Genomic DNA, 11,881 nt, shown 5'->3' with positions numbered 1-11,881 from the left:
AGAAAACCAGCCCGGCACACTCCCCCCCCCCCCCCCCTCCGCCCCCCCCCCCCCCCCCCCCCCCCCCCCCCCCCCCCCCCCCCCCCGCCGTGCGTCGGGCGCCGTCGCGGACGGCGACGATGCCGTTGAAGACGCCCACGTACGCGGCGCCGCCGACGACGCTGCGGCCGAGGAGGAGCGTGCCGGGGTTCTCGTAGCCGTAGTTGTCTCCACGATGAGGCTGTCGCCCCAGCACGCGTCATGCCTGTGCATCAGGGCCTTCCTCCACCCGGTTCGCCACTGTCTCTACGGCGCACCGCCTTCGGGACCCATCGCAGAGGGTGACACGGACGGTGCCTCACCCGCTGCCGTCCGCTTCTGGCTGTGACGCGTCGGGCAGCGGCAGTTCGATGCGGAACGTGCAGCCCTGGCCGGGTGCGGTGTCGAGGGTGAGTCGGCCGTCGTGGGCGGTGACGAGGGCGTGGGCGATGGCGAGGCCGAGGCCCGAGCCGCCGGTGGTGCGGGCGCGGGAGTCGTCGGTGCGGTAGAGGCGGTCGAAGACGCGGTCGCGTTCGGCGAGGGTGAGGCCCGGTCCCTCGTCGGCGACTTCGAGGACTGCCCGGTCGGCCGCCGTGCCGACGCCGATACGGATCGGCGTGCCGGGCGGGGTGTGGGTGACGGCGTTGCCGATGAGGTTGGTGACGACCTGGCGGAGCCGGGATTCGTCGGCGACGGCGGGGGCGGTGGCGGGCTTTCCGCCGCCTGGACCCGTGAGGGTCACGGGACGTGCCGCGTCCAGAGCCTGTACGTCGTGCAGCGCGTCGGCGGCCAGCGTTCGGAGGTCCATGGGGGCGAGGTCGAGATCGAGAGCGGGTTCGCGGGCGGAGACCGCGTCCTCGTCGAGGCGGGCCAGGAGGAACATCTCCTCCACCAGGCGTGTGAGGCGTTCGGACTCGGCGGCGATCCGGGTCATGGTCTGGTCGACGTCCTCGCGGGTGGGCAGGGCGCCCATGCGGTAGAGGTCGGTGTAGCCCTTGATGCCGACGAGGGGCGTGCGGAGTTCATGCCCGGCGTCGGCGAAGAAGCGCCGGGTGCGTGCCTCAGCCTCCGAGCGGGCCTGGAAGGCCGTGTCGATCCGGTCGAGCATCTGGTTGAGGCAGGCGGTCAGGTGCCCCACCTCGGTGTGGGGGGCCGCCAGTTCGGGGACGCGGTGGGAGTAGTCGCCGGCGGTGATCGCCGTCGCGGTCTCCTCGATGCGGGTCAGGGGGCGAAGCCCGGAGCGGACGGCGAACCAGCCGGCGACGGCCAGCAGCACGAGCAGGGCGGCCCCCACCGTGAGGGAGAGGTTGCGGGTCTTGGTGACGGTGCGGTCGACCTCGTCGAGGGAGGTCGCCACGACCACGCTGCCCCGGTCCTCGGCCCTTTCGGGTGGGAAGACCTGGGCGGGCTGGGTGAGGGCGATGACCCGCCACTCGTGGTCGCCGTCCTTCGAGGGCACGGTGAAGGGCCGGCCTTCGTGGGCGAGGACGGCCGCACGGTCGAGGGGCGGGAGCTCGGGACCGCCGCCCGGGGGTACGGTGCTCGTTTCGAACTCCCTGGTGGTGGCACCCTCGTCGTCCAGATACGTCACGGTGGTGTCGCCGAGGACGCTGAGCGCCTGCACGCCCGGCGGGGTCTCGGTTCCGGCGGGCGGGGCGAGTCGGGCGGCGATCTGCCCGGTCAGGACGAGCCGGTCGTCGACACGGTCCTGGAGGTAGCCGCGCAGGGCCGTGGTGACGATCACGCCGGTGCCGAGGAGACCGACCGCGACCAAGGCCGTGGTCAGGCACAGCAGGCGGGTGCGGAGGGACAGCCTGCTCGGCCGTCTCTTGGTCGGCCACCAGGTCGGGCGCTTCACGGCCGGGGCTCGCGGATCACGTAGCCCACGCCTCGGATCGTGTGGATCAGCTTGGGCTCGACCCGGTCGACCTTGCGGCGCAGATAGCTGATGTACGTGTCGACGATGCTGGGGTCGCCGCCGAAGTCGTACTCCCACACAGCGTCCAGGATCTGGTTCTTCGTCATGGTCCGTTCGGCGTTGGCGACGAGGAAGTGCAGAAGGCGGAACTCGGTCGGCGACAGCCGCACGGTCCGTCCCGCCCGGGTGACGTGGTGGCTCTCGGGTTCCAGTTCAAGGTCGCCGACAGTGATCCGGGCGGGCTGCTCTCCCTGGGTGCGGCGCAGGACGGCTTGGATGCGGGCGATCAGTTCTTCCAGGTCGAAGGGTTTGGTGACGTAGTCGTCGCCACCGAGGCGCAGGCCGTGGAGCCGGTCCTGGCGGTCGTCCCGTGCGGTGACGAACAGTACGGGCACGTCGCCGCCCCGGCCGGGCAGGGGTGAGCGGGGCTTGGCCCTCAGGCGGCGGATCACTTCGAAGCCGTCCATGTCCGGGAGCATCACGTCGAGCAGGACGAGATCCGGCGTGCGAGCCGCGGCAAGGTCGAGGGCTTCCTGACCTGTGGCGGCGGCGTCGACGTCGAAGCCGGCATAGCTCAGTGCGGTGCGCAGCAGTTCCCGGACGGTGGGCTCGTCGTCGACGACGAGCAGGTGGTGCCGGCGGGGGCGACCCACGGAGTGCGGGGTAGGTGCGGATGCCGCCATGGTGTGGATCGCCGCCTTCACGGACTGGGGACTGGGCCGACAGGGGACCTGCTCAGGAGATCACATGGGGCTCACGACACCGTGTCCGACGGGACCCGGGTGGCGGTTCGGGTCGCGGTCGGTCGTCGGTTCGTGCTGCCGGGCCGCTGTGGGGCGATGCCCGAACGCCGGGCGCGCCGACTGTGCAGGCGGCTGCCGGCGTACGAGGCGAGGGCGGCCAGGACGAAGCCGGTCAGTGCGGACAGTCCCATCCCTCCGTCCAGTCCCCCGGTCATGCCGCCCATCTCGTTGCCCATGAGACTGATGCCGATCCGCACCGACCCCTGCGCGAGCAGGGGAAGCAACAGTGCCGCGATGCCCACCACGATGCCCGTGCGCAGGGCGATCTCCGCGTGGCGGTCGAGCAGTGCCTCGGAGTCCTCGCGCGGGGTGCGGGCCGGGGTGCGGGCGGAGGCCACGTACCCGGCGATCACCAGGAGGAGGAGCATGAGGACCATGGCGATCAGCCACAGCGGCACTCCGGCGCCCGACCAGCCTCCGAGGTCGACGGACTTGTCCTTGCCCGCCGCGTCGCCCTGAGCGGCACCCATGCCGCCGAGCATGCCGAGCATCCCGCCGCCTTCGGGCTGCAGTCGTTCCATGCCCGCCCGCCAGGAGGTGCCGAGGCCGGCGGTGAGCAGGACGGCCATCAGGTTGGGTCCGAGGAGGAGCAGCAGGCCCGCCGCCTTGGCCGCCTGGTCCCGGCCGGTCAGGGCCGCGGCCCCGGCCAGGAGCGCGACGACCAGGGCCGAGCAGCACAGCACGGCTCCGATCCCGGTCAGGGTGGAGGTGACGGCGTTCCACTTCAGGCGCAGGTGGCTGAGGGCGACCGGGCGCGGCAGGGTCGTACGGCGGGCCACGAGACAGCCGAGGGCGAGGACGGCACCGACCCACAGCAGGCCGAAGAAGACGGTCGCCGGGGTGTCGGTGTCGAACATCACCGACGACAGGCCCTTGGTGAGGCCTCCGCCCGCGCCGCCTCCGAACCGGCTGAACGCCCCGGACGAGGCGCCCTTGCCGAAGCGCTCCGTCACGCTCTCCGGCAGCCGGGCCGTGCCCTGAGCCAGGCCGGCCGATATCGGGAGGACCACGGCCGAGGTCACCAGCGCGCCGCCGCACCGGGCCCACATCAGCGCCACGGTGGGCCGCTTCCGTCGGCGCAGGGGCCGGAAGAAGCCGATCGCCAGGACAGCCGTGCCGAGGAACGTCAGCATCAGGGGCGTCACCTCGGCCGCACCGGTCAGGCCGAGGCTCAGGCCTCCACCGCCGCCGCCCAGGCCCCCGAGCAGCCCGCCGAGTCCGCCGCCCAGGCCGCCGCCGTCGGCGGACTCGGCGGAGGGCGCCGATTCCACGGTGACGCCGCCACCGACGGCCATGCTCACCATCATCGACACGAGGCGGGAGACGGGGGCGATCGCTCCGGCGCCGAGGACCGTGAGCGCCGCCCATACGGTGGCTGTCATCGCCAAAACGGCGGTCGCGACAGCGAGGGCTCCTTCGAGGGCATGGCGCCAGGGCGAGCCGGGAGGACGGGGGGACGGCGGGGCGGAGGACATGGGGCAGGCTCCTGTGTACGACATAACGGGGTACGGGAGAGGGGTACGGGGCGGCGGGAGGGGGTCGCCGCCCCGTGGACTTGGGCGCGGGACCGGGGTTGTCGGGCCCTGGGCACGGGCTTAGTGACCGGTGCCGGTTCCCGCGGGTTCGGCGACCCTGTCGGGACCTTGGGACGGCGTCTCGGCGGTGCCGGCCGTGGCGTCACTCCGGTCCCGCTCAAGCCGCTCGCCCTCGACGTCCAGGTCGGGCACGAGGCGGTCCAGCCAGCGGGGCAGCCGCCAGGCCCGTCGGCCGAGCAGGGCCAGGACGGCCGGGACGATCGCCATGCGGACGATGAAGGCGTCGAAGAGGACGGCGGCGGCGAGACCGAAGCCGATGGTCTTGAGCATCTGCTCGTCGCTGCCCATGAAGGACGCGAACACCGAGATCATGATCACGGCCGCCGCGGTCACCACCCGTGCGCTGTGTTCGAATCCGCTGACCACGGAGTCCTTCGGCGACTGCCCGTGGACGTACGCCTCGCGCATCCGGGTCACGAGGAACACCTCGTAGTCCATGGCGAGTCCGAAGACGACGCCCACCATGAAGATCGGCATCATCGACATCACCGGTCCCGGTACCGCGACCCCGAAGAGCGAGGACAGCCAGCCCCACTGGAACACGGCGACCACCGCGCCGAGGCCGGCGAGGACGGAGAGCAGGAAGCCCAGGGCCGCCTTGAGCGGGACGAGGAGGGACCGGAAGACAACGATGAGCAGCAGGAACGCCAGGCCGACCACGAGCCCAAGGTACGGGAGCAGGGCATCGGACAGTTTCTGCGAGACGTCCACGTTCATCGCGGTCGATCCGGCGACCAGGACGTGGGCGTCGCTGTCGCTCGCGAGTGCCGGGTCGCGCAGCGCGTGCACGAGGTCGGCCGTCTCGGTGCTCGCCGGCGCGGTCGCCGGGACGACGGTCAGAACAGCGGTGTCGCCGGACTTGCTCAGCCTCGGCTGTCCGACCGCTGCGACGTCCTTCCTGTCGCGGACGTCCTCGGCCACGGTCTGGGCGGTGGCCTTGGCACTGCCGCCTCCCTCCGCCTGGACGACGACGGTGAGCGGGCCGTTGTAGCCGGGGCCGAAGCCGTCGGCGACCATGTCGTACGCGCGGCGCTGCGTGGTCGAGACGGGCTTGCTCTCGTCGCCCGGCAGTCCCATCTCCAGTGACGCCGCCGGCACGGCGATCACGCCGAGCAGGGCGATGCCACCCAGGAGGACGGCGACCGGCCGCCGGACGACGAACCGGGCCCAGCGCACGCCCATGGCACGCTTCGGACTGTCGTCCTCGCCGCGACGCCGCTTCGCGCGGGGCGGACCGATCCGGCGGCCGCAGATCCCGAGCAGTGCGGGGATCAGCGTGACGGCGATGAGCACCGCGATGACGACCGTGCCGGCCGCGGCGAGGCCCATCTGCGTGAGCAGCGGAATGCCGACCACAGCCAACCCGGCGAGGGCGATGACCACGGTAAGGCCCGCGAACACGACCGCCGATCCGGCGGTGCCGACCGCGTGCCCGGCCGCCTCCTCGCGGCTGCGGCCGCGGGCGAGTTCGGCGCGGTAGCGGGAGACCACGAACAGGGCGTAGTCGATGCCGACGGCGAGGCCGATCATGGTGGCGAGACCGCTCGTGGTCGAGCCGAGCCCGAGCGGCTCCGCCAGCACCTTGATGGCCAGTCCGCCGATGCCCACGCCGAGGATGGCGGTGAGCAGCGGAAGCCCGGCGGCGAGCAGTGAGCCGAAGGTGATGACGAGCACCACGGCGGCCACCGCGAGGCCCAGGGCCTCGGAGGAATGGCCGCCGGCGACCGCGTTGACGGCGTTGCCGCCGACCTCGACCGTCAGTTCCGTCGAGCCGGCCTTCTCGACGGTGTCCTGCAGCGCGGTGCGCGAGCTCTCCTCCAGCTTCGAGGCGGGCACCTCGTAGGAGACCTGGGCGTAGGCGGTGGAGCCGTCGGCGCTCACCGACCGGGTGGCGTAGGGGTCGGTGACTCGCGTGACCTGCGGATCGTCGCCGAGGTCCCGGACCGTCTCCTGGACGGCCTTCTTCGCCTCCGGGTCGGTGATCTTGCCGTCCTCCGCCCGGAACACGACCCGGGCCGTCGCGCCGTCGCCGTTCAGCTCGGGGAAGCTCTTCTCCAGGAGGTCGTAGGCCTGCTGAGCCTCCGTGCCTGGCATCGAGAAGTCGTTGGGCGGCGGGGCGGGAGCCCTCCCGGCCAGCACCCCCGTCCCCACGAGCAGAACCACCCACAGCAACGCGACCAGCCAGCACCTCCGGAAGGAGAACCGGCCCAGCCGGGAAAGGAATGTGGCCACAGCAGACGCTCCACGTCGGTCGAGGCGTATCGGAACAGGTGCCGACGCTGTCAGCCCGTCCTGATCACCTCCGGAGAGATCCTGGGAACTTCCTGAGAGTTCCGGACATCACCGCGGTGGGCGATGCCCGGATCTCCGGCAAGGCCGCTGTCACCGCGGCCCGATTCACAGGAAGTTCACCGAGTCGCTTCGAGGTGGGTCCCTATCCGCAGGAACGCCTGGACGAGCGGGGCGACGGGCACGTCCGGGGAGATGACCTGGGAACCGAAGTGGACGGCGACGAGGTCGAGGCCGGGTGAGACGAAGAGCCGCTGGCCGTGGATGCCGCTGGCCAGGTAGGAGCCGTACGGGTCGTTCGGGATCCACCACAGGTCGTGGTACGAGAGCGTGGCCGGCGAGTCGGGCGGTGCGGCGGGGAACCGTACGCGCCGGGGATAGCCGTCGGGGACGCCGCTGGTGATCGTCGTCGCCACTTCCTCGGGTACGACCTGCCGGTCGCCGACCGCACCGCCGCAGCGCAGCATCTCTCCGAGCCGGGCGACGTCGCGCGCCGTGGCGCTGAAGCCGCCGCACGCCGCCTCGACGCCGTCGCCGTCGAGGATGTAGTAGGCGTCCTCCTCGGCGCCGATCTTCGACCAGATCATCTCGCTCAGCAGCGCGGAAGTGGTGAGGCCGGTGACCCGGCGCAGGACCTCGGCCAGCGTCTCGACATTGCCGTTCTCGTAGCGGAACTCGGTGCCCGGCCGACCGGTCGCGCGGGCGGTCAGGAGGTGTTCACGGATGGTCGTGGGGCCGTGGTAGCCGAACGGCCGCAGCTGCGGGGCGATGACGGCGAAGTACCGCTGTGCCTCGATCGCCTTGTCGAAGGGCCGGCCCGCGTAGCTGACCTGGGTGCCCATGTGCAGCAGGTCCTCGATCGTGGCGTCGCCGAACGCCGTACCGGCGAGTTCGGGAACGTGGGCCGATGCCGGGGCCGATCGGTCCAGCTGGCCCTGGTGCGCCAGGGTCGCCGCCATCAGGCCGATGTACGACTTGGCCGCCGAGGCGTTGAAGTGCGGGGTGTGCGCCTCGGTGCCATGCCGGTAGGTCTCGTGGACGACGGCGCCGTGGTGCATCACGAGGAACGCGTCCGTCTGGGCCGCCGCGAACAGGTCCTCCAGCTTGAACGTGGTGCCGCCGAGCTCGATGTCGAGCGCGTCGAGGTCAGCGGGTCGGTCGGGCAGGGGCCGGGCGGGCTCAGGGCCGCGCCACACGCGGCGGCTGGGGGTGAGCTCACGGCCCGCGGACGTGAAGCGGCGGATCCAGGCGGGGTCCGTGTAGCCGCGGGTCCACGAGAGATCACCGAGTCGGGGCAGGTCGGTCATGGGGTACTCCATACCGCAGAGGTCTTGAACAAGTACGCCGTTAACGTACAACCTGTTCAGCAGCAGGCGACAGACCTCGATGCCGATCGCCGTACGCCTGCCATGCGCGTTTCCGCGTGAACCGTCGACCGCCCCACCGGATCGGCCCGTTCACACCGCCTCCGCGCCCTTCCCCGCCGAGCCGCAGGAGTTCCCCATGGCCGAACCGTCCCCGCCCGCCTCGCCCCGCGAGACGTCCGGAGCACCACCGCATCCGGCGTTCGACCGGCGGCGGGCCTGGCTGATCGCCGCGCTGATCGTGACGTTCATGCTCATCAACTACGCGGACAAGGCCGTCCTGGGACTCGCGGCCGTGCCGATCATGGACGAGCTGGACATCAGCAACAGCACGTACGGGTTGATCTCCAGCTCGTTCGCGCTGCTGTTCAGCCTGTCCGGGCTGATCGTCGGCTTCGTCTCCGCGAAGGTCTCCAGCAGGGTTCTGCTCTTCGCGATGGCCGCCCTGTGGGCGGTGGCCCAGCTGCCGGTGCTGTTCGTGGCGTCGGTGCCGGCCCTGATCGCGGGGCGGATGCTGCTCGGGGCCGCCGAAGGACCGGCGGCGTCGATGTCGATGCACGCCCTGTACAAGTGGTTCCCGGAGGACCGGCGGGGCCTGCCCTCGGCCCTGCAGATCAGCGGCGCGGCACTGGGCATGCTGATCGCGGCACCGGTCCTGACGTGGCTGATCACCGGCTTCGGGTGGCGCTCCGCGTTCGCGGCACTCGCGGCGGCCAGCCTGGCCTGGAGCCTGGTGTGGTGGCGGACGGGGCACGACGGCCCGTACGGCGAGGAACACACCCGTGGTGGACGCCCGCCCGCCGGCACCGCGTACGCGTCTCCCGTCGGACAGCGGCTGCCGTACCGGCTCCTCCTGCTGAACGGCACGGTGCTCGGGAGCATCGCCAGTGCCTTCGGCGCCTCCTGGGCGATGGCGTTGAGCCACGCGTGGCTGCCCGTCTACCTGCGTACAGAGCTCGACATGACGCCCGGCGCCGCGGCCACGCTGATCAGCGTGGTCTCCGCTTTCAGCCTCGTCCTGCTGCTCTCGGTGCCCCCGGTCCTCGATCTCCTGCACCGGCGCGGCCTCTCGCGCCGGTGGTCGAGCGGCGCCCCGCAGGGCATCGCCGTCACGGTCGCGGCGCTGGCCATGGCCGGCTTCCCGTTCGTGAGCGGCGGGACTCGCCTGGTGCTGCTCGCCCTGGCGTTCGGCGGGCACGCCATCACGTTCCCCCTGCACTACATGACGGCGTCCGCCGTGACGCCTCCGCAGCAGCGGGGGGCGGTCTTCGGCATCGTCGCGGCAACCGGCACACTGCCCGGGGTGATCGCCCCGTACCTGACCGGGCATCTGCTGGACTCCGCCTCTTCGCAGAGTGCCGGGTACACCCAGTCATTCGCCCTGTCCGCCGCCGTCATGGCGGCGTGTGGGCTGGTGGCTCTGGTCGCCATCCGGCCGGAGCATGACGCGCGGCGACTGACTCCGGTCGCCGCGACTGTCCCCCTGCGATGAGACCGCCGGTCGGCGCGGCGGACCGACGGGCGTCCCCTCGGCGTCACCGCCGGCCGTCCGGCTCAGGCCGGCTGCTCGAAGCCGCTGGCCCAGTACCGCCCGTGCAACGCCAGGTCGAGGAGCATGCGCACGACCTCCTCGGCCGGCAGGGACGGGGATTCCTGCTCGACCCACCAGCGCAGGACGGCGATCTGCTCGCCCACCCACACCCGGGCGAGCAGATCGGGGTCGATGCGCGGCTTGACGGCGTTGCGTTCCGCACGGGCACGGAACTCGTCCGCGGTGGCCTTCGCGCAGGCGTCCGTGAACATCTGCAGCGGTTTGCCGTCGCCGTCACCGCGCAGCACGATCCGGTACAGGTCGCGCTCCTCGCGCGCGTGCCTCAGCATCTCCAGGACCGGCTTGCCCGTGAAGCCGATCGCGCTGTCCGCCACGGCGGGCGCGAGCCGCTCGCCGAGCTCGTCCAGGAGGTCGGCCGTCACCCGGGCGAACAGGTCCTCCTTGTCCCGGAAGTGGGCGTAGAAGGTGGCGCGCGCGACGTCCGCCCGCTCGGTGATGTCCTCCACCGTCAGCGCGGTGAAACCGCGCTCCAGGACCAGCTCGACCAGGGCGGCCCCCAGGGCACGGCGTGACCGTCTCGTCCGTCTGTCCTCGGCCATCGGGCCCCTCCTCGATCGTCGTTCCGCGTGCGCGCCCAGTCTAAGGACTCTTGACACCTCACACGTTACTGAACAAGCTGTCTGTAACTGAACAAAGAATTCAGTTTCTCTGCGGGGTCGGCTGCCATGCCACCCCAGCGTTCCCACCTTCCGCTCGGAAGCAGGTCACTTGATGAACCTCGGCACCTACCTGTCACGCAGCGCCCGCTATTGGCCCCAGGCCGCCGCCCTCATATGCGGCGACCGGTCATGGACCTTCTCCGAACTCGACAGTGCGACCGACCGCCTCGCCTCCGCCCTGTTCACCCGGGGGCTGCGCCCGGGCGACGCCGTGGCGTCGCTCGCGTGGAACCGCGGCGAGCTCGTGGAGGTCGAATTCGCCCTGTACAAGGCGGGTCTGACGCGTGCCCCGATCAACGCCCGGCTCGGGCGAGGCGAGATCGAGCACATCCTGCGCTACGCCCCCGTACGCGCCCTGGTCTTCGACGCGGCGCACCGCGAGGACGCGCTTGCCGCGATCGCCGCCGCCGGCACCGACTGCCTGCCCGTCCCGCTCGACGCCCCGCTCGACGCCGCTCCGGGCGAGGTGTCCTACGACGCGCTGCTCGCCGAGGGCGACGAAGCACCCTTCCTCGTCGAGGTCGACGACTCGGAGCCGTGTGTCCTGAACTTCACTTCCGGATCCACGGGAGCGCTGAAGGCGGCGGTCCAGACCGTCGGCAACCGCCTGGCGAACATGCGCAAGCTGCTGATGGCCGACGAGTCCCGGCCCCGCCCCGGGACCCGCTACCTGGCTTGCGGCCCCATCACCCACGCCACCGGAATGGGCCTGCTGGCCGGCGTGTTCGGCGGCTCGACCACATACGTCCTGCCCACCTGGAGCCCGCAGAGCTTCCTGGAGACCGTGGAGAAGGCACGCATCACCGCCACCTTCCTGGTGCCGGCCATGGTGAACATGGTCCTCGCCCACCCCGGGGCCGCCGACCACGACCTCTCCTCCCTCACCAGTGTGCGGGTGGGCGGAGCACCCATCTCGCCGCAGCGCCTGCGCGACGCGGTCGAGTTCTTCGGCCCCGTCGTCGCCCAGGGCTACGGCCTCGGCGAGACCACCAGCGTGGTGGCGGGCCTGACCGGCGAGGAGATCGCGCACGCGGTGAAGGAGGACGCCGAGCTGCTGCAGTCGTGCGGGCGTGCCTCGTACGACACCGAGATACGGGTCGTGGACGAGGCGGGCCGGGAGCTCGCCCCGCGCGAGGTCGGCGAGGTCATCGTGCGCGGTCCCGACTGCGTACGGGAGTACTGGAAGGAGCCCGAGCTGTCCGCCGAGACCTTCCGCGACGGCTGGGTGCACACCGGTGACCTGGCGTGGATGCGCGAGGACGGCTACCTGTTCCTCGTCGACCGCAAGAAGGACATGATCATCTCGGGCGGCTTCAACATCTACTGCACCGAGGTCGAGGCCGCCCTGTACGAGCATCCGGCCGTCCAGGAGGCATGTGTCGTCGGCGTGCCCGACGAGCAGTGGGGCGAGGCCGTCAAGGCGGTCGTGGTCGCCCACCCCGACAGGATCGTCACGCCCGACGAGCTGATCGCCTTCTGCGCGGACCGGCTTGACCGCCTCAAGAAGCCACGCTCCGTCGACTTCGTGACCGAGCTCCCCCACAACCGCAACGGCAAGCTCGACCGCAAGGCCGTCCGCGAACCGTACTGGGCGAACACCGCCCGCCGCGTCAACTGACCCGC

The 11,881-nt window shown here is 71.6% G+C and carries 8 protein-coding genes; 2 read left to right on the top strand and 6 right to left on the bottom strand.

The window, feature by feature from the left end; translation table 11 throughout:
* Positions 1–337: 337 nt before the first annotated feature.
* The 5 genes from ACZ7HT_RS04185 to ACZ7HT_RS04165 all read right to left on the bottom strand — a co-directional run bounded on the left by ACZ7HT_RS04185 (position 338) and on the right by ACZ7HT_RS04165 (position 7,930).
* Complete coding sequence (locus tag ACZ7HT_RS04185; protein ID WP_471159516.1) at positions 338–1,876, bottom strand: ATP-binding protein; 1,539 nt, start codon at positions 1,874–1,876, stop codon at positions 338–340.
* Positions 1,873–2,619: a response regulator transcription factor gene (locus ACZ7HT_RS04180; protein WP_471159514.1), complete on the bottom strand. Its 747-nt coding sequence runs from the start codon at positions 2,617–2,619 to the stop codon at positions 1,873–1,875. The genes ACZ7HT_RS04185 and ACZ7HT_RS04180 overlap by 4 nt, the downstream gene beginning before the upstream one ends.
* Before the next feature lie 71 nt (positions 2,620–2,690).
* The gene (locus tag ACZ7HT_RS04175; protein ID WP_471159512.1) at positions 2,691–4,214 is read right to left on the bottom strand and encodes a streptophobe family protein; all 1,524 of its coding nucleotides are present in this window, start codon (positions 4,212–4,214) and stop codon (positions 2,691–2,693) included.
* 120 nt (positions 4,215–4,334) lie between these two features.
* On the bottom strand, positions 4,335–6,566 hold the full coding sequence (locus tag ACZ7HT_RS04170) for an MMPL family transporter (RefSeq protein WP_471159510.1): 2,232 nt from the start codon (positions 6,564–6,566) through the stop codon (positions 4,335–4,337).
* Positions 6,567–6,742: 176 nt separating this feature from the next.
* Positions 6,743–7,930 (bottom strand): serine hydrolase domain-containing protein, encoded by a 1,188-nt coding sequence (locus ACZ7HT_RS04165; RefSeq protein WP_471159508.1) that lies wholly within the window; start codon positions 7,928–7,930, stop codon positions 6,743–6,745.
* A 196-nt stretch (positions 7,931–8,126) separates the two neighbouring features.
* Here ACZ7HT_RS04165 and ACZ7HT_RS04160 point away from each other — a divergent pair, with 196 nt between their 5' ends.
* Complete coding sequence (locus ACZ7HT_RS04160) at positions 8,127–9,479, top strand: MFS transporter (RefSeq protein WP_471159506.1); 1,353 nt, start codon at positions 8,127–8,129, stop codon at positions 9,477–9,479.
* Positions 9,480–9,541: 62 nt separating this feature from the next.
* Here the strand turns inward: ACZ7HT_RS04160 and ACZ7HT_RS04155 are convergent, their stop codons facing one another.
* Entirely contained in the window at positions 9,542–10,138 is a 597-nt protein-coding gene (locus ACZ7HT_RS04155) for a TetR/AcrR family transcriptional regulator (protein WP_471159504.1), read from the bottom strand.
* Positions 10,139–10,310: 172 nt separating this feature from the next.
* Here ACZ7HT_RS04155 and ACZ7HT_RS04150 point away from each other — a divergent pair, with 172 nt between their 5' ends.
* Positions 10,311–11,876, top strand: a complete 1,566-nt coding sequence (locus tag ACZ7HT_RS04150) for a class I adenylate-forming enzyme family protein (protein WP_471159502.1) — start codon at positions 10,311–10,313, stop codon at positions 11,874–11,876.
* Positions 11,877–11,881: the final 5 nt, after the last annotated feature.

The sequence above is a fragment of the Streptomyces sp. NPDC037410 genome, from assembly GCF_055602235.1.
Note: the sequence above shows the minus strand (reverse complement) of the source record. Positions and strands in the feature narration are given on the sequence as shown.

What these genes read in the sequence shown, in the direction of transcription:
- ACZ7HT_RS04160 (WP_471159506.1), top strand. Translation starts at nt 8,127, where the DNA reads ATGGCCGAACCGTCCCCGCCCGCCTCGCCCCGCGAGACGTCCGGAGCA.
- ACZ7HT_RS04180 (WP_471159514.1), bottom strand. Translation starts at nt 2,619, where the DNA reads ATGGCGGCATCCGCACCTACCCCGCACTCCGTGGGTCGCCCCCGCCGG.
- ACZ7HT_RS04175 (WP_471159512.1), bottom strand. Translation starts at nt 4,214, where the DNA reads ATGTCCTCCGCCCCGCCGTCCCCCCGTCCTCCCGGCTCGCCCTGGCGC.
- ACZ7HT_RS04165 (WP_471159508.1), bottom strand. Translation starts at nt 7,930, where the DNA reads ATGACCGACCTGCCCCGACTCGGTGATCTCTCGTGGACCCGCGGCTAC.
- ACZ7HT_RS04150 (WP_471159502.1), top strand. Translation starts at nt 10,311, where the DNA reads ATGAACCTCGGCACCTACCTGTCACGCAGCGCCCGCTATTGGCCCCAG.
- ACZ7HT_RS04155 (WP_471159504.1), bottom strand. Translation starts at nt 10,138, where the DNA reads ATGGCCGAGGACAGACGGACGAGACGGTCACGCCGTGCCCTGGGGGCC.